This is a genomic window from Arthrobacter sp. K4-10C (assembly GCF_059090085.1).
On record NZ_JBNHFI010000006.1, the window covers coordinates 92,312 to 109,479 of the forward strand.

At 66.2% G+C, this 17,168-nt stretch carries 19 protein-coding genes; 10 read left to right on the forward strand and 9 right to left on the reverse strand.

Annotation, left to right across the window (positions count from 1 at the left end):
• Positions 1–11: 11 nt before the first annotated feature.
• Positions 12–467: a hypothetical protein gene (locus AC5RUU_RS09760; RefSeq protein WP_493975009.1), complete on the reverse strand. Its 456-nt coding sequence runs from the start codon at positions 465–467 to the stop codon at positions 12–14.
• A gap of 135 nt (positions 468–602) precedes the next feature.
• On the opposite strand from AC5RUU_RS09760, the gene AC5RUU_RS09765 reads away from it, so the two are divergent.
• Positions 603–794 (forward strand): DUF6480 family protein, encoded by a 192-nt coding sequence (locus tag AC5RUU_RS09765; RefSeq protein WP_493975010.1) that lies wholly within the window; start codon positions 603–605, stop codon positions 792–794.
• Between the two features lie 69 nt (positions 795–863).
• Here AC5RUU_RS09765 and AC5RUU_RS09770 read toward each other — a convergent pair whose 3' ends face one another.
• From AC5RUU_RS09770 to AC5RUU_RS09780, 3 genes are all read right to left on the reverse strand, one after another.
• Positions 864–1,928 carry an EAL domain-containing protein gene (locus AC5RUU_RS09770; protein WP_493975011.1) on the reverse strand — a complete coding sequence of 355 codons (1,065 nt, stop codon included), beginning with the start codon at positions 1,926–1,928 and terminating at the stop codon, positions 864–866.
• A gap of 212 nt (positions 1,929–2,140) precedes the next feature.
• The gene (locus AC5RUU_RS09775) at positions 2,141–3,676 is read right to left on the reverse strand and encodes a putative bifunctional diguanylate cyclase/phosphodiesterase (RefSeq protein WP_493975012.1); all 1,536 of its coding nucleotides are present in this window, start codon (positions 3,674–3,676) and stop codon (positions 2,141–2,143) included.
• A gap of 21 nt (positions 3,677–3,697) precedes the next feature.
• Positions 3,698–5,398 carry a sensor histidine kinase gene (locus tag AC5RUU_RS09780; protein WP_493975013.1) on the reverse strand — a complete coding sequence of 567 codons (1,701 nt, stop codon included), beginning with the start codon at positions 5,396–5,398 and terminating at the stop codon, positions 3,698–3,700.
• A gap of 38 nt (positions 5,399–5,436) precedes the next feature.
• Here AC5RUU_RS09780 and AC5RUU_RS09785 point away from each other — a divergent pair, with 38 nt between their 5' ends.
• From AC5RUU_RS09785 to AC5RUU_RS09810, 6 genes are all read left to right on the forward strand, one after another.
• A complete protein-coding gene (locus AC5RUU_RS09785) occupies positions 5,437–5,835 on the forward strand; it encodes a DUF7793 family protein (protein WP_493975014.1) in 399 nt (132 codons plus the stop codon).
• Between the two features lie 110 nt (positions 5,836–5,945).
• Positions 5,946–6,764 (forward strand): class I SAM-dependent methyltransferase, encoded by an 819-nt coding sequence (locus tag AC5RUU_RS09790; RefSeq protein ID WP_493975015.1) that lies wholly within the window; start codon positions 5,946–5,948, stop codon positions 6,762–6,764.
• Between the two features lie 133 nt (positions 6,765–6,897).
• Complete coding sequence (locus AC5RUU_RS09795; RefSeq protein WP_493975016.1) at positions 6,898–7,347, forward strand: hypothetical protein; 450 nt, start codon at positions 6,898–6,900, stop codon at positions 7,345–7,347.
• A 90-nt stretch (positions 7,348–7,437) separates the two neighbouring features.
• Positions 7,438–7,854 carry a hypothetical protein gene (locus AC5RUU_RS09800; protein ID WP_493975017.1) on the forward strand — a complete coding sequence of 139 codons (417 nt, stop codon included), beginning with the start codon at positions 7,438–7,440 and terminating at the stop codon, positions 7,852–7,854.
• Between the two features lie 46 nt (positions 7,855–7,900).
• A complete protein-coding gene (locus AC5RUU_RS09805) occupies positions 7,901–8,710 on the forward strand; it encodes an SDR family oxidoreductase (protein WP_493975018.1) in 810 nt (269 codons plus the stop codon).
• A gap of 67 nt (positions 8,711–8,777) precedes the next feature.
• Positions 8,778–9,902: a glycerate kinase gene (locus tag AC5RUU_RS09810; protein ID WP_493975019.1), complete on the forward strand. Its 1,125-nt coding sequence runs from the start codon at positions 8,778–8,780 to the stop codon at positions 9,900–9,902.
• 25 nt (positions 9,903–9,927) lie between these two features.
• Here the strand turns inward: AC5RUU_RS09810 and AC5RUU_RS09815 are convergent, their stop codons facing one another.
• From AC5RUU_RS09815 to AC5RUU_RS09830, 4 genes are read right to left on the reverse strand one after another with little or no spacing between them, the layout of a single operon-like run.
• Positions 9,928–10,671 (reverse strand): MBL fold metallo-hydrolase, encoded by a 744-nt coding sequence (locus AC5RUU_RS09815; protein WP_493975020.1) that lies wholly within the window; start codon positions 10,669–10,671, stop codon positions 9,928–9,930.
• Positions 10,672–10,717: 46 nt separating this feature from the next.
• Positions 10,718–11,068 carry a LuxR family transcriptional regulator gene (locus AC5RUU_RS09820; RefSeq protein WP_493975021.1) on the reverse strand — a complete coding sequence of 117 codons (351 nt, stop codon included), beginning with the start codon at positions 11,066–11,068 and terminating at the stop codon, positions 10,718–10,720.
• A gap of 27 nt (positions 11,069–11,095) precedes the next feature.
• Positions 11,096–11,758 (reverse strand): DUF6766 family protein, encoded by a 663-nt coding sequence (locus tag AC5RUU_RS09825; RefSeq protein ID WP_493975022.1) that lies wholly within the window; start codon positions 11,756–11,758, stop codon positions 11,096–11,098.
• Between the two features lie 17 nt (positions 11,759–11,775).
• Complete coding sequence (locus AC5RUU_RS09830) at positions 11,776–12,288, reverse strand: DUF6328 family protein (protein ID WP_493975023.1); 513 nt, start codon at positions 12,286–12,288, stop codon at positions 11,776–11,778.
• Positions 12,289–12,507: 219 nt separating this feature from the next.
• Between AC5RUU_RS09830 and AC5RUU_RS09835 the strand changes: the two genes are divergently transcribed.
• The 3 genes from AC5RUU_RS09835 to AC5RUU_RS09845 all read left to right on the forward strand — a co-directional run bounded on the left by AC5RUU_RS09835 (position 12,508) and on the right by AC5RUU_RS09845 (position 14,884).
• Entirely contained in the window at positions 12,508–13,407 is a 900-nt protein-coding gene (locus AC5RUU_RS09835) for an SDR family oxidoreductase (protein ID WP_493975024.1), read from the forward strand.
• 53 nt (positions 13,408–13,460) lie between these two features.
• Positions 13,461–13,826 carry a hypothetical protein gene (locus AC5RUU_RS09840; protein ID WP_493975025.1) on the forward strand — a complete coding sequence of 122 codons (366 nt, stop codon included), beginning with the start codon at positions 13,461–13,463 and terminating at the stop codon, positions 13,824–13,826.
• A 194-nt stretch (positions 13,827–14,020) separates the two neighbouring features.
• Positions 14,021–14,884: a glycosyltransferase family 2 protein gene (locus AC5RUU_RS09845; protein ID WP_493975026.1), complete on the forward strand. Its 864-nt coding sequence runs from the start codon at positions 14,021–14,023 to the stop codon at positions 14,882–14,884.
• Positions 14,885–14,958: 74 nt separating this feature from the next.
• Here the strand turns inward: AC5RUU_RS09845 and AC5RUU_RS09850 are convergent, their stop codons facing one another.
• Positions 14,959–16,905, reverse strand: a complete 1,947-nt coding sequence (locus AC5RUU_RS09850; RefSeq protein ID WP_493975027.1) for a BCCT family transporter — start codon at positions 16,903–16,905, stop codon at positions 14,959–14,961.
• Positions 16,906–17,168 lie beyond the last annotated feature (263 nt).

A 17,168-nucleotide genomic window follows, 5' to 3' on the forward strand; every position in this document is an offset into this window, starting at 1 on the left:
CCTGCCGGTTTTTAGCCCCTGCCGGTACTGGTGGATGGGTCCTCGTCGCCTTCCGTCGGGTCGGCGCGCAACTCGTCCGGGTTGCTGTCCGGCAGCCCGCCCGAAACGCCGCCTGGGCCGCCGTTCCCGGCTGACCCGGCCCCGGTGGGAGCGGACGCATCACCCGTCAGCCCGGCATCACCCGTTCCGCGGCCTGCCTCGGCGCTGTCATTGTCCGTTTCGTCAATGTCGCCGCCGAAGGGATTCTCCGAGACCGGACCGGGCGCAGGTCCGGTCTTCAGCCCCGGCGCCTTCTCCTTCTCAGCTTCCATGGCATTGGACCCCTCGCTGATGGAGGAATGGACCTCCACGTCGTCGTTGGGGTCCGTTGGGTCGGGGACATTGAGCTTTTCCGTGGGCTTTGAGGTACCCGCAAGGTCCTCCATGGCGTTCTCTGCTGCTTTGCCGATGCTGTCGCCGATTCCCATGACTGTTCCTCCTGACGTCGCGTGTGCCGGGCGCTCCAGCGGCCGCCCGGCCCTACCCTCCAGAATTATCAGCATGCTTACAATTAGTCCAGAGCTGGGGTGAAGAACCGCGGCCGGGCAGGAAGGACAAGCACGATGAGCAGCTACCATCCGGAAAATGATCCGGCGAACCCTGATCAGCCGGGCGGGAAGGATTCGGCGCGCACACCGAACCCGGACCCGGCGGAAGGCAACATCACCGGCCTGGAACCGGGCGGGGGAGTGCCGCCCGGTGAGACGCCCCCGGCCGAGGACCAGATGAGCGGGGACCAGGGGCACGACGAATAGAGCCCCACACACAAAACAGTGGACCGGCGGCAACTGTCCGCCGGTCCACTGTTTTGAACGTGGTTCACATCAGGGTGCGTCGTTTGTCTTCGCCTTCCGGCTGGACTTCCCGGGGCCGACAAGCTGCCGGTTAAGGCCGTCTGCGTCCAAGCGGGTGTTCCACGAAGCCCAGTCCTGGGGCCGGACCGAGGGGCGGCCCAGCAGGTAGCCCTGGCCGGCGTGGATACCCAGCTCGGTAAGTACTTTCAGTTCCCCCACAGTCTCGATGCCCTCCGCCACCAGGGTGGTGCCGATCTGCTGGGTGAAGTCCACCAGGCAGGAGGCCAGGGCGCGCTGGATGCCGTCGTTGTCCACGCCGCTGATCACGTCCCGGCCCACCTTGAGGAAGTCGGGCCGCAGGTGCACCATGCGGCTCAGCGCGCCGGCGCCGGAGTGGGTATCGTCGACGGCGATCCGGAGGCCCTGGTCGCGGAGAGGATTGATGGCGGCGATAAACTGCGCGTACTCCTCATCCGCAATGGTTTCCGTCAGTTCGAGGACCACCCGGTTGATGGGCAGATCGATGTGCGCGAACAGCTCCGGAAGGCGCGGGTCCAGGCAGGACGTGGGCGAGATATTGAGTGAAACGAACAGGGTGGGTGGAAGGTCCCTGGCTGCCGCCGCCGCGGAGCCCAGTGCCGAAAATTCCAGGTTGGCGCCCAGGCCCACGGCCGCCGCTTCCGCGAACCACAACTCGGCCGCGGCACCGTCGTCACTGACAAAGCGGGACAGCGCCTCCACACCTACGACGCTTTTTCCGGCCAGTCCGTAAATTGGCTGGAAGGCCGTCATCAGCATCTGGCTTTCGAGCAGCGCACTGATCCGCGAGATGCTCCGGATGGCATCTATCTGTTCCGCAAGCTTGGGCGGCATTGCCGGGGGAGTCAGGCGCATTTCCCGTGCGGTCTCCAGCGTTTCCACGGTGTTGGCATCGCTGCGCCGCGTTTCCAGGAGGTATTCCAGCAGGGCCCGCTCGGGGACCCCCGGATTCTCGTCGAGACTTTTGCTAAGGCGCTGACGGACAACCGCGCCGGACGGATCAGTATCCGCCAGTACCGCGGCAATAATGCCCCATGCCTGTACACGAACCGACATTAGCTACGCCCCCAGTTGACGAAGTAATGACCCAGTGGCCCAATTATTGTTCAATTTCCAAACGCCTTTTATTCGGTGCTTCTGATCATCCCAGCTTTAGCGGCAAGGAAAACCAGACACCGCACGATGATCGTATATCGGCGGCACGAAAAACGCAGTAGTTCCCAATAGTTTTAAGCAGCAGTGTGCCGGTAATTGCCAGCAGCTTTCGGCTACGGGTTAGCGCTTTCCGGCTGGTCGGCCAGAAACAACGGAATCTGGTCGGGCGGAACGGGCCGGCTGAAGTAATAGCCCTGCGCGCTCAGGCATCCCAGCCCGCGAAGGATTTCGGCCTGCTCGGCAGTTTCCACACCTTCCCACACAGCTTCCAGGCCGCATGCCCGGACCAGCTGCAGCACCGCCGCCACCAGCGCCGGCTGGCTCGGATCGGTGCCCAGCCCCGTGATCAGCGAACGGTCCACCTTCACCCGGTCCACCGGGAGGCGGCGCAAATAGCTGATGGAAGAGTAGCCGGTGCCGAAGTCGTCGATTTCGATGCCGACCCCCAGCCCGCGCAGCCCGGCCAGCGAGTACCGGTCCAGTTCATTGCCCTTGACGATGGCCACTTCGGTCAGTTCCAGGACCACCTGCTCGGGCCTCACTCCGGTTTCCTTCAGCACGTTGCGGACATCCTCGATGAACTGCAGGCTCTGCAGGTCCGTGGCGGAGATGTTGATCCGGACGGAGAACCTGTTGTCCACGAGGGAGGCATCAATCCAGGAACGGAGCTGTCGCACGGCCGTGCCGAGCACCCACAGGCCAAGCTCGGAGATCAGCCCTGCTTCCTCGGCCAGCGGTATGAACTCGTCGGGCATGACAAACCCGCGGGTGGGATGGTTCCAGCGCACCAGAGCCTCCACGCCCTCAACCCGCCCGCTGGCAAGCTCCACCACGGGCTGGTAGTGGAGGGTCAGGCCATCGTTCCTGATCGCGGCGCGCAGGTCGTCCACCAGCTGGCTCCGGAGCCTCCGCATCAGGAGCAGTGCAGGTTCAAAGCGGTGCAGCCGGTTCTGCCCTTCTGCCTTGGATGCATACATGGCGACGTCGGCCTCCATCAGCATGTCCTGGGGCGTCTGGCCTGCGCCGCCAACGCTCTGGCCGATGCTGGCCCCGCAGCGCACGCTCCGGCCGGGCAGTTCGATCGGATGCTTGAGCGCCGCAAGGATCCGATGCCCCACGATGGTGGCCTGGTCGGGGGTAGCGGCAGGCATGACAATCGCGAACTCGTCCCCGCCCAGGCGCGCGACGACGTCGCTGGCCCGTACCGCACCGCGGATCCGTTCCCCCACGGTGACCAGGACCTGGTCGCCCACCGTGTGGCCCATGCTGTCATTGATGGATTTGAAGGCGTCGAGGTCCATCAGGAGGAGCACGGGGCCCTCGCCCGGTTCGGTCTCGGCCTCCAGTGCCGTCTGCAGCGCCTCGATCAGGGCGGCCCGGTTGGCCAGGCCGGTAAGCGGGTCCTCCATGGCCATCTTCTGCATCTCAAGGTGTGCTTCGTGCAGGAGCTGGGTCCGGACCTGTACGCGCTGTTCAAGCTCTTCGTAGATGATCTGCAGGTCCTCGGCCAGGAGGTTCGTGCCGGTGATGATGGCGTCCAGCTCGTCACGTGCCGGGGACACCTCAATCCGGGAGCTGAGGTCTCCGGATGCCAGCCGGACAATGCCTTCCAGCAGCTGGGAGAGCCGGGGATCATCATCCTCGAACATCAGGTTTCCTCCTTCCCCCGCTCAGTTGGCCCGGGAGCGGTCGGCATCCAAGGGGAGGCTGACAGTGACGGTGGTGCCCGCGCCCAGGGTGGACGCTACGTCTATTTTCCCCCCGTGCCTGGCCACAATGTCCTTGGTGATGGCCAGTCCCAGCCCCGTCCCCGGGATTGCCCCGGACATGGCGTTGGAGGCGCGGTAGAACCGGGTGAACACGTGGTCAAGTTCGTCGCTGGAAATGCCGATGCCGGTGTCCGCCACGCTGACGGTGGCCCAGCGGGTGCCGTCCTCGGCGGCGTGGGACTCACTGCCCACCTCGATCCGTCCGCCGCTGGGCGTGAACTTGATGGCATTGGACACCAGATTGGTGAACACCTGCTGCAGCTGCACCTCGTCGGCCAGGATCTCCGGGTCCTCCGGGACCGGTTCCACCGCAATGGTCACGTTCTGCAGCCTGGCCAGCGGCCGGAGCGCTGCCGCCACAAGGTCCAGGGTCTGGCCCAGGCGCACCGGGGTGAAGTGCATCATGCTGTCATCCAGGCCGTTGCGCGACACGCTCAGCATGTCCTCGATCAGTGACCGGAGCCGCTCGGTGTTCCGCACCACGATGTCCAGCATCTGGTGGACTTCCGGGGAGACGGGCTGCTCAGTGCTTTCCTGGATCATGTCCAGGTAGGCCATGATCGAGGTCAGCGGTGTCCGCAGCTCATGGTTGACGGTGGCAAGGAAGTCCGTCTTGGCTTTGTCCAGCTGCTGGAGCTGCCTAACCACCTGCTGCTGGCTGCTGATCAAGTGGCTCTGGATCAGGCCGTGGGCGGCGTTGCCCGCCACGTGCTGGATCAGGCCCAGCTCCGCCCGGGACCACCGGCGGGGCTGGTCACGCATGGCAATCCAGATGATGCCAAGCGAGGACTCGCCTTCCCCCATGGGTATCGCCAGCGTGGAAAGGGCCATGGAGGTGCCCGGCGCCGGCACCCCTCCTGCCGCCGTGCCCCCGGCTTTGCCGTGGCCGTCGTCCGGTTCGGTTGCGTCCGAGGACAGCGTTTCCGCGCCCGCCCACAGCAGGTCCGCCGTCCGGCGCGCCTCCTCCCCGTCCGGCAGGGCGCCGTCGGGCAGTGGGTGGAGCCCCGGGCGGTCCCATGACGCGGTGATGGGTGGAACCCGTTCGTCCTCGAAGGTGGCCAGCCGGACGTGGTCGGCCCTGAACGTCCGGCCGAAGCCTGCCACCACATGGTTGGCGATCTCCTGGGGATCGTTGGTGGCGCGCACAGCGGCGGACACCATCCGGAGCTGTTCGCGCAGCGCCTCGGCCTCCTGCCGGGACGCATTCCGCCTGGCCACCAGGTCGATCAGTGCCGAAGCCCGATGGACGAGCTCGCGCGGCGCGGGCGGTTTGGCGATGCAGTCGTGGATGCCGGAAGGGCGGGCGGAGGTCTCGGCAGGGTTGTCCAGGTCCACCATCAGCAGGACAGGTGCGTCCGCGTCAATGGCAGGAAGCAATGAGGCGTCGGCAACGATGACCGCGGGCTCACCCTCTGCCAGGACGGCAGACAGCCGCGCCGCATCCACCGCAGTTGCCACGCAGAAGCCCGCCTCCTGCAGTGCGGAAGCATTTCGCTTCAGTCGTGCGGCGTCGGGGTCCGCCACCACAGCGGTGCGTGGCACGCGCAAGTCACACGGCGTATCATCCGCCACAATGACCCCTTCCCTCCCAGTTGAGTACATTGTAGGGGGATGAAGGTCGGGCGGCCCCAGAAATTTGCATGGAGGACAAAGTGACGAACCAGCCGGCAGAATTTGCCAAGGGAGATCTGAGCCTGGATGAGGCCGGGATCCTGCAGTTGCGATGGCCGCGCGGCTCTTCCATCAGCGAGGCTGATGCCGAGAATGCCATGAGCCGGGTCAACGAGCTGTGCGGGGAGAGCAGGCGTCCCATGCTGGTGGACATGGCGACGACGGAAAAGGTGAGCCGGGGAGCGCGCGCCGTGTTCGGACGGCCCTGCCAGGCCTCGCGCATTGCGCTGCTGGGCTCCTCGCCGGTGGACAAGGTGATGGCCAACTTCGTCCTGGGGGTCAGCAGGCTGCCCTGTCCCACCCGCTTCTTCACCTCCCGGCAGGATGCCATGGCATGGCTCGTGCTGGACGGCGACCCGGCAGCCTGAACCCCGCTCCTGCTGCGGGGGGCGGCGGAGGGGAGATCCCGCCGTCGTCATTTCAGCGAACTTGCCCGGCGATTACGGCCGGTAATTGCCTGACGGCTTATATTTGACCGGTGTCCTCCCCAGCGAAGCCCTCGCCCGCCAAAGCGGTACTGTCCGCCGCGCGGAAGTACCTGCTGATCCCCAAGCTTGTCCGGCTGGCCCGCTCCGCCCCGAAGGACCGGCCGCTGGCCTGGGACCGGTACTGGGCAGGCATCAAGGCAACCGGCGCGGGCGGCGAGGTGCTGTGGGACTCCGGAACGGACAACGAATTCCTCAGTTACCAGGATGTCCTCCTCCGCCACCTGGATCCCGGGTTGCCCGTGATGGACGTAGGCTGTGGGCACGGCAGCTTCACGCGTGCGCTGGCCGGAATCTTCCCCGCGGCCGTCGGCGTGGACATCTCCGAACACGCGGTCACGCGGGCAGCGGCGGAATCCGAGGGGATCGGGAACGTCCGGTTCGAGGTGCGGGACATGACCGTGCCGGGAGCGGAGAAGGGCTTCGACTGCGGTGCCAACGTCTTCATCCGGGGCGTACTCCACGTCCTGGACCCGGCGGACCAGGCAGCACTCGTCAGAAACCTGCGCCGCCTCGCAGGGGAGCGGGGGACGGTCTTCCTGGCGGAAACCAACTTCCAGGGCAACCCGGTGGAGTACGTATCCCTCCTCGGCGCCACCAGACGCGGCATTCCCGCCCCGCTTGAACGCGCGATCCGCGGCCTGCCCATGCCCGGCCACTTCGGTCCTGACGAGAGGCAGCGGGCCTTTCCGTCCGAGGCATGGGAGCTGCTGGAGGACGGCGAGGTGGCCATCGAGACCAACCCGGCAACCGGAGTGGCGGGGCGAAGCCGCGTGCCTGGGTACTACGCCGTCCTGCGGCCCCGGAACTAGCCGCGGGAAATCCTGCCCCGGCCTTTGTGGAAAGCCGCCGAAACCCCTCCATCCCCTTGACACAGGGGCCGGTCGGGAGGCTCCATGGTAAGTAGACTTACTAGTTATAGCCTCTGGGGAAAGGAAGGCCACCATGGCGGAGGACAAGGGCAACAGGACCCGCGACGCTGACGCGGACCGGGACGAAGAGGACCTGGGCGCCGGTCCGGACGACGGAAAGATCCGGCAGGGGCCTGAGTCGTCCAAATCGCTCAAATACTCCCAGGAGGTCACCTCTCCGGAGGACGAACCCGAACGCCAGGGCCGAAGCCTGGCAACCACGCATCACGAAGTCATCAGGCAGTGGGCCGAGGAACGCGACGGTGTTCCGGCCACCGTGGAGGGCACCGAACACGGAGACCACCTCGGAGTGCTGCGGATCGACTTCGGCGGAGACAATGACAAACTCCGCCACATCAGCTGGGAGGAATGGTTCGAAACCTTTGACTCCCGGCGTTTGAATTTCATCTACCAGGAACAGCGCAGCGACGGGCAACAATCCACTTTCTTCCGGCTGGAAAACCCCAACCGCGAAGACGCCTAAGCCGCACCCGCGCCCCAATCGTTTCAGCAGCACCGGAATACCTCCGGCGCCACTTCGGCGACCGCGGACGCAAGACCATCAGGAACAACAATGCGAGAACTCATACCGTCAGGCTCCCTCCGGGGCATGCTGCTGCCACCCACCTACGGAAGCCACGTCACGGAATCCACCGAATTCACCGTCCTGTCCGTCGAAATCTGGGCCACCGGGCTGGTGGTCAATATCCAGATGGCATCCGAAGGGGCACCACAGCCAAACATCATCCTGCAGGACCACTTTGGCACCGAGTACAGGTTCAAAAACTCGGCGGTCCTGGGCTCGCGGAACCTGCAGGTCTTCACCCCCTCGGTGCCGCCGGGCACCAGGAGCCTGACGGTCAGGTCGGCAGACGACGCCGAGCGCCCGGTGGTCACCTTCGCCGTTCCGCTTATGGCCGTGGAGGACGAACCGGACGAAGTGGCCAGCGGCCGTTACCGCTCCGAGCCGGAGCTTCGCCGTCCCGCGTGACCACGCACCCCAATCCCAGCACCTGACCCACCGAAAGGCTGCCGCGATGCAGGACACCAGCAATTTCTCACCCGCCACCGCCATCGTCACCGGGTCCGATTCCGGAATCGGCAAGGCCACCGCAGTAGCCCTTGCCCAGGCGGGGATGGATGTGGGTGTCACCTGGCATTCGGACAAGGCTGGGGCCGAGGGAACGGCCGAGGAGATCCGGGCTGCTGGCCGCAAGGCGGTCGTTCGCCAGCTGGACACTACCGACCTGCGATCCGCGGCGGCCGTCATCGACGAACTCGCGGAGGAGCTGGGCGGAGTGGACGTCTTTGTCAACAACGCCGGTACCGGGGAAAGCACCAAGTTCCTGGACATGGACCTGGACCGCTGGATGCAAACCCTGGACACCAACCTTAACGGGGCCTTCGTCTGCCTGCAGGCCGCCGCCCGCCGCATGGTCCAGGCCGGCAGGGGCGGGCGGCTGATTGCCGTCTCCAGCGTCCACGAATTCCAGCCCCGCGTGGGCTCCTCCGCCTACGATGCCTCAAAGCACGGGCTGGGCGGGCTCATGAAGACCCTGGCCCTGGAACTGGCCGCGCACGGGATCACCGCCAACACCGTGGCACCCGGTGAGATCGCAACACCAATGACCGGCCAGGAGGACGAGGATCCCACCACAAAGGACCGCCCCGGAGTTCCGCTAGGCCGGCCCGGCGACGCACGGGAAATCGCCGCCGTCATAGCCTTCCTGGCCTCACCCGCTTCCAGCTACGTCAACGGGGCAGCCTGGGCCGTGGACGGCGGCATGCTCCAGATGGGGCCGCAGGCGGGCTCTCACATCACCAGCCATGAATGGCGCGAGGGCTAAGGCGTCCGAAGTCCGCATCCCGGATCAGGCAATCGCTTTCCTGGGTGCAACTGGCATGATGGAGCCCATGCGCATCCTTATTGCTCCGGACAAATTCAAGGGCTCCCTGACTGCGGCCGAAGCTGCCGCCGCAATGGCGGAAGGCGCCCTGCGCGTTTACCCGGACGCGGTGGCCACCCAATTCCCCATTGCCGACGGCGGCGAGGGCACTCTCGAAGCGGCAGTAGCTGCCGGATACGAGGAACGCCTCAACGCCGTGGTGGGTCCCATCCTTGCCCCTCTCGGCGCAGCCTGGGCCATCCGCAAGTCCGGCGACGGCACCATCACAGCCGTCATCGAAACCGCGCAGGCCTCCGGTTTGGCGGACATGGAACCCACCCCGGAGAATGCGCTCCGCGCGCACAGCTACGGCTGCGGCCAGCTGATCGCGGCCGCACTGGACGCCGGTGCCACGGAGATCGTGCTCGGGCTTGGCGGATCGGCGATGACCGACGGCGGCAGCGGTGCCCTGCGCGCCCTCGGGCTGAAACCGCTTGACTCCGCCGGCAACGTGGTGCCGCTGGGCGGCGGCTCCCTGGCCGACGTCGTTTCGCTGGACACCAGCGGGCTGGACCCCCGGCTGGCCGCCACCAGGTTCCGCATCGCCGTGGACGTCCGCAACCCACTCTTCGGGCCGGCCGGCGCCGCGCACGTCTTCTCTCCGCAAAAAGGCGCAGACCAGGAGGCCGTTGAGCTGCTCGACGCCGGGCTCCGCAACTGGGCATCGGTGCTGCGGGAAGCAACGGGCCGGGACGTGAACGTGCCGGGCGCGGGCGCCGCGGGCGGCTTCCCTGCGTCACTCCTGGCCTTCACGGGCGCCGCGCTGGAGGGCGGCTTCGCGCTGGTGGCCGGACTCACCGGACTTGCCGACCAGCTGTCCGGCGCAGACCTGGTGATCACCGGCGAGGGGTCCATGGATTCTCAGTCCCTGACCGGCAAGGCGCCCATCGCGCTCGCCGACGCGGCCCGGGAAAAGGGGATTCCGGTGATCGTTGTGGCCGGCCGGATCCTGGTGACCCTTGAGGATCTTGCCGGGCACGGGGTGGTGGCCGCGGCGCAGTTGCTGGACGTGGCCTCCAGCCCGGCAGACGCCGTCGCGAACGCCGGAAAGTACCTGGCCTGGGCAACAAGCCAGGTTCTCGAAGGGGCGTAGCTGCCCGGGCGGCTTCCCGCCCGCGTTAGTGCGCACCCACGCCAAGTGCGTGGTTTACCGCCGCCTCCGCGCCCCCGGTCCACGGCTCCCCGTGGCCGGACAGCACGGTGGCGGCACCGGTGGCCGCAAGCGCAGCCAGGGATGACAGTGCCCGGCCGGTGTCCTTGGTGGCGGCCGAAGCCACGATCTGCGGCCCCCGCCTGCCCGTGTACGGGTCCAGCGTCACCAGGGCATCGCCGCTGAGGACGGTATTCCGGTCCTGCAGATGCAGAATGCAGTGCCCGTCAGTGTGGCCCGGAGTGTGGACCACCATCGGGTGGCCAGGGACGGCCAGCGCATCCCCGGCGCGCAGCGGCCGGGTGGCGGAGATTCCCTTGACCTTCAGCGCCCCGGCCGCAGCCATCCTCCCCAGGAGCGGCAGCGAGCGTGGATGCGTGAAGGGGTAGGCGAACCGGTTGCGCTGGGGCGTGTACCGGTAGGGGTGGGCCGCCAGGTGCGAATCAGCAGGATGGACCAGGGCCGGGACGCCCCACTCCTGCTGCGCCCGAAGGGCGAATCCCACATGGTCGAAGTGGCCGTGCGTGAGCACCAGCGCCTTGATGTCCTCGGGGCGCCGGCCGCGGTCCTCGAGCAGTTGCAGCAGCATGGGCCACATGCTCGGCAGGCCGGCGTCCACCAGGGTCAGCCCGTCGTCGTCCTCAATCACATAGCAGTTGACGTGGGCGTGCGTCATCAGGTGGACACCGTCCGCCACATTGGACGTGATCATGCCGGCGTTCCGCATCCGCCGGGCCCCAAAGGCTGTCCAGTATCCATTAGCCGACGATGGTGGTGTTGCGGCGGCGGCGCCAGATCAGCACCACGATGAGCGTAACTGCAGCGATGGCGCCAATGACCCAGGGCGCCCAATCCAGCCGCGTGGACTCATTCTGTGCCGACTCGCCTGTTCCGGGGTTGGCAGGGCCGGTGCCGGCGGTATCCCCGGGGGACGGCGTGGGGGTATTGCCAGCCAGCACCCAGACCCCTCCGAAGGATCCCGCGCCCGCCTGGACTGCGTTCCCTTGGCCGGCGTGCGCCGCCGGGGCCGCTGAGGCTGCGCCTGCCGAAAGGGCCGGGGCGGCCAGGAGCAGGAGGGCCAGGAGAATAGATTTCGCGACAGTTCGCATAGGTTCCTCTCGATGTTGAGAACCGGCTCAGGCGCCGGTCTCGTAGTGTGGTTCGGAAACGGGCTTGGACTCGGGCGATCCCTTCTCGCGAAGGTAGACGGACGCGCCCACCAGGACGGCGACGGCCAGGAACTCGCTCTGCCAGTTCTGGAAGGACTCAAACCAGAAGCGGCTGGTACCCATGTACTGCAGGAAGGTGACCGTGGGCTGGCCGTGGCTTTGCTGGTCCTGGTTGTAGGCCTCGGCGCCGCCCAGGGCATGGCCGGTGAAGGAAGCCAGGAACAGTACAAACAGGAGGATGGACAGCGAATGCTCATAGACCTTGAGCACCAACCCGCCGCGCTTCACCGGCAGGGGTGTTGCCTTCCTGATGGCCGCGTGCCGGGGATCCTCATCCTGCGGGGCCTCTTTGCCCACGGGCTTGGATTCGGATGAACCCTTCTGGAACAGGAACACTGTCAGCACCACATACATGGCCATCTGCAGGAACTCGGATTCCCAGTTCTCGAACGTGGCCTCGAAGAACTCCCCCGTGCCCATGAACTGAAGGACTGAGGCAGCGGGTTCGCCGTGCGCCTGTTGTTCCTCGCTGTAGGATGCCGCTCCGGAGAGGACCATGCCTCCGAAGAACACCAGGAACAGGGCCGCATTCGCCAGGAGCAGCCCGTGCTCTTTCGCCCATTTGCGCATTTTTTCGAACTCCTGACTCACACCTGCCGGTCAAGCTTCCCCGCGGCCGCTTTCCTGTTCAGATGGATGGGAACGTAGACCAGGAGTACCACCATGAAGGCCAGCAGTGCCCCGCCGGCGGTGAAGCCCGCCGAACGCCCTGCGGCCACGTCGAAGACCAGGGCGGCCGTGCCGGCGCTCAGCACCGCGATGCCGGCGAGGGTTATCTTGGCAATCGTGTCTCCGCTGGAAACCAGCGTCTCCTTGAGCCGCTTCCTGAACAGCCTCCTGTGAACGCTGACGGGCAGGAGGATGAAAGCGGTGGTCAGGGCCGCGACCACCACGTTGGCGAGGTACAGGTTCACTTGGAAGTCATCGAGGTCTTCAAACCGTTCCTGGAAGGGAAGCGTCAGCAGGAAACCTGCCAGGATCTGCACGCCCATCTGCAGCACCCGGAGTTCCTGCAGGAGCTCGGCCCAGTTGCGGTCCAGCTGTTCCTCACGGGTCTCGTTCCGCCCCGTTCTACCGGTGTAATCCTCCACCTCGGACATTGCCTCTCCTTCCTTCGACGGCCGCCCCTAGTCCCTTTCTACTCCTCACGTACCCAAAAACTCGACAGGCGTTGCGCCCGTACCATCATTTGATAAGTTTACTGATTATTCATGCCGATCGGTGGACTTGTTCCTCCGGCCGGGATAGCTTCGAAGGGCCGGCGCTCCGGCGCGGCCTTCGGCAACCGGCACTGCGGCACCGACACAGCGAGGCGGACTATGAGCGGCACAGAGAAGCAAACAGACCAGCCAAAAGACCCCCGGGGCGGCTACCACTCGGGCCCGTTCCCGGAGCAGGAACAAAAGCAGCCGGGCCTCACGGCGCCCATGGACCCCAAGCCGGACCATGGTGAGCTCAGCTACGAGGGCCACGCCAAGCTGGAAGGCAAGGCAACGCTTATCACCGGCGGCGATTCGGGGATTGGCAAGGCGGCGGCCATTGCGTTCGCCCGCGAAGGAGCCGACGTCGCCATTTCCTATCTTCCCGAGGAGGAAGACGACGCCCAGGACACCGCAGACTGGATCAGAAAGGCTGGGCGGCGCGCGCTCCTGTTCGCCGGGGACGGGCGGGATGAGGAGTTCAGCACCCGGATCGTGGAGGAAACGGTGTCCGAGTTCGGCCGCCTGGATATCGTTGTGCTGAACGCGGCCTACCAGAAGAACCGCGAGAGCCTGGAGACCCTCCCCACGGAAGAATTTGACCGGGTCTTCAAGACCAATCTGTACTCCCTGCTGTGGAGTGCGCGGGCCGCCGTTCCGCACCTGAAAGCCGGCGCCTCCATCATCACGACGGCATCGATCCAGGCGTTCAACCCCTCGCCGGGCCTCATCGATTACGCCATGACCAAGGCGGCACAGGTCGCGTTCACCAAAGCCCTGGCCCAGGAACTCGGCCCCAAGGGCATCCGTGTCAACGCAGTGGCTCCCGGCCCTATCTGGACCCCGCTGATCCCGGCCACCGAATGGCCGGACAAGCTCCCCAAGTTCGGCCAGGACACGCCCCTGGAGCGCGCCGGGCAGCCCGCCGAGCTCGCCGCGGCCTACGTGCTGCTGGCCTCCGAGGACGGCTCCTACATCTCCGGGGCAGTACTTCCGGTCACCGGCGGCAAAGGGCTCTAGCCGGTGGAACAGCCCCTCAAGACCATTCCAACCACAACCCAACAGGAGGAACCATGACGCAGGAAAACCAGCAGGCCCAGCCCGAGTCGGATCCCGGCGGATACGGAACCCCAACCGCCGAGCAGGAGATGGGGGGAAGCCAGGGCGCCGGCGGCGCGTCTCCGGCCAGCCAGGCGGCCGGCGGTGCCGACACCAATGCACCGCAGCCCGGTGCCGGCACCGAGCCGGTTCCCCACGATATGGACCTTCCTTCGGGGGAGGCCGAGATCAACGATCAGAACGATGACTCCAAGGGTTCTGCGCCGGTCTCCTCGGAGTCCGGGCAGGAAGCGGCCGGCATCCCGGACGGCAGCGGCGACGACCTTCCGCAGGACGAGTCTCCCAAGGACGGCGGCGGCGAAAGCTTCGACGCCGGCTAACCGCCTAGAGACGGCTCCTTGGACAAAGAGTTCCGGTACAGGCAAAGGGCCCTCGCCCCGCTTGCTCGACGCTTCGAGATGCTGGGGCGGGGGCCTTGCCGTGCCGAGGGCATACATCGATGCGGGCTGGGTAAAGAACACAGGGAAACCAATCCGCCAGCGGCCGGCACGGCCGGCCGGCGCCAGGAGGAGTTGTGATCAGGAGATCGTCAGAACAATGGGCCCGCCCCGCCGGTATTCCCGCGCAGGTGGCAGTGGACGTGCTGGTGCCCACCTGTAACCGCCCGGCTGAGCTCGCTGTTACCCTCGCCGGGCTTGCCGGACAAGCGGAGCCTGCGTTCGCCGTCGTGATCAGCGACCAGTCAGCCGGGGAACCGGGGTGGGAGCACCCCGCCGCTGCCGCCATGGTCCGGGTCCTGGAAGCCCAGGGGACACAGGTCACGCTGCTCCGCCATCTGCCGCGGCGCGGGCTGGCCGAGCACCGCCAGTTCCTGCTGGAGCAGTCCACCGCGGACCAATGCCTTTTCCTTGACGACGACGTCTGGCTGGAACCGGGCGCGCTGGCGCGGCTGAGCAGGGCGCTGGATGGGCTGGGGTGCGGCTTTGTCGGAATGGCACCGCAGGGACTGTCCTACCTGAATGACAGGCGCCCTGAACAGACGGCCCGATTCGAAGCTTGGGAGGAACAGGTGGCACCGGAGCGCATCCGCCCGGGCGCACCCGGCTTCGAACGCTGGCCCCTCCACAACGCGGCCAACCTCAGCCACCTCAGCGCCGAACTGTCCCTGCAGCCGGGGGAGTGGATGCCGTACCGGGTGGCGTGGCTGGGCGGCTGCGTGCTGTACCGGCGGGAAGCGCTGAACGACGCCGGCGGGTTCACGTTCTGGCCGGACCTGCCGGCCGAGCATGCCGGAGAGGACGTCCTGGCCCAGTGGCAGGTCATGGAGCGGTCCGGCGGGGCCGGCATCCTGCCGTCCGGGGCCGTGCACCTGGAGTCCCCCACCACGGTGACGGACCGGCGCGTGGAGGCCTACGAGGTGGTGCTGAACGGCGAATAGCCCTAGGATGGTCCGTCCTGGGATAGGGGTTAAATGCTTCTGGCCCCGGTGGTCACCGGGGCCAGAAGCACTGGCTATTTCTTGTCGGTCTCCGGACCCGCGCTTCCGCCCGGGCAGGACTCAGGGTCGGGGCAGGATTCGGCGCATTCATGCCGGGTCACGAGGTCGAACTGGACGCCGCGGTGCTGTTCCACTCCGGTGCGGATGGCCCGCTCCACCACGGAGGTGGCAAGGCGGCGGCGCAGGGAGAGGGGGTCCCGGCGCAGGTCCTTGGCCAGGGCGAAACAGAGCAGCAGCATGACGAGGACGAACGGCAGCGCCGCCACGATGGTGATCCTCTGCAGGCCGGACAAGGCTTCGGAGGGCTCGTCGCCGCCTGCCAGCAGCATGACTGCCGCAACTGCCCCGGTCAGCGTGCCCCAGAAAATGACCAGGCCGCGTTTCGGCTCGGAGGAACCGTTGGAGCTCAGTGATGACATGATCAGGGATGCCGAGTCGGCCCCCGTGATGAAGAAGATGGCAACCAGGACCATGGCCAGGACGATGACAGCTGCGGTGAGCCAGGCAGGCAGCGGCAGGTTCTTGACCAGGTTGAAGAGGGCGCCGTCGAAATCGATGCTGGCTGTCCCGTCCGTGACCGTCATGAGCCCCGGCAGGTTCGCTTTGTCGGCTTCCTGCTGGATGTTGAACGCCGTGCCGCCAAAGATGCCGAACCAGATCACGCTGACGATGCTCGGAACCAGCAGGACGCCCGTGACGAACTGCCGGATGGTCCGGCCGCGGCTGATGCGGGCGATGAACATCCCTACGAAGGGCGTCCAGGAAATCCACCATGCCCAGTAGAAGATGGTCCAGCCGGACATCCAGGTCCTCAGCGCTTCGTCGCCTACCGCCTCGGTCCGGGAGGACATTTCGGCGAGGTCACGGGCGTAGTCGCCCACGGCAGCCGGAATGAGGTTGAGGATGAACAACGTGGGCCCGGCGATGAAGACGATCAAGGCCAGGATGACGGCCAGGACCATATTGATGTTGGACAGCCACTGGATGCCGCGGCTGATGCCGGACACCGCAGAGGCCACGAAGCATGCTGTCAGGATCGCTACGATGGCCACCAGGACCGGGGTTCCGACCTCGCCCATCCAGCCGTTGGAGGACAGGCCGCTGCCGATTTGGAGTGCTCCGAGGCCCAGCGAAGCGGCAGTACCGAAGAGCGTGGCGAAGATGGCGAGGATGTTGATGAACTTCCCCACCGGCCCCTCCACCGTCCGGATGCCGAAGAGGGACGTGAAGGCAGCCGAGATCAGCTGCTTGCGGCCCAAACGGTAAGTGCCGTAGGCCATGGCAATTCCCACCACCGCGTACATGGCCCAGGGGTGCAGGGTCCAGTGGAAGATGGACGTGGCCATCGCCGTCTGGATGGCGGCCGGCGTGCGGCCGTCCACGGTGCCGGGCGGGGGAGTGATGAAGTGGTAGAGCGGCTCTGCCACGCCGTAGAACATGAGGCCAATGCCCATGCCCGCGGCGAACATCATCGCCACCCAGGAGACGGTCCGGAATTCGGGCTTTTCGCCGTCCTTGCCGAGGGGGATGTTTCCGAACTTGCCCAAGGCCAGCCACAGGACGAAGGCAACGAACAGGGAGGCAAGGACCATGAAGAGCCAGCCGGTGTATTCCATCACCCAGTTGAGGGCGTCTTTCGACGTGGTGGAAAGGCTGTCCTTGCCAACGAACCCCCAGATCACGAAGGCGACGGCGATGGCGCCCGTGATCCCGAAGGTGGTCTTGTCCAGGATGAGCTTGCGGTTGCGGCGTTCGGAGACGGCCTGCTCGGTTTTGGTCTGGCGCAGTTCCTCCAGGATCTGCTCGTACTCCTCCGTTTCGGGCAGGACGGTGGTTTCTTCCTCGGCCGGGTCGGCTGACGCCGTCTTGGCCGAGTCCGGAAGGCCGGGATCGGGCAGCGGATCGCTGCCCGCCGACGGTTTCTTGGGTTGCGGGGATTTTATTTCACTGTTGATGGCCATGAGCGGGTCCTTTGCTCGGCGAGTCATGCGCTTGGGGTTGGATATCAAGCCGAAGAGTCGCGCTGGAGAACGGGCTGTGGGGGGCAGGCCTTGTGCATGTTGCACCTCTTCGATTGAGGATCGTGGTCGCTGTCGGGGGCCGGGAGGCCCCTGGGGGAGGTGTTCCGCAAGAATCAACAAAACTCGCGCTAAGCAACAGAGTGAACCAGGCCACACTCAAAGTCAAGGTATTTCGTAGTACAGGCCGCATCCCTTGACAGGCT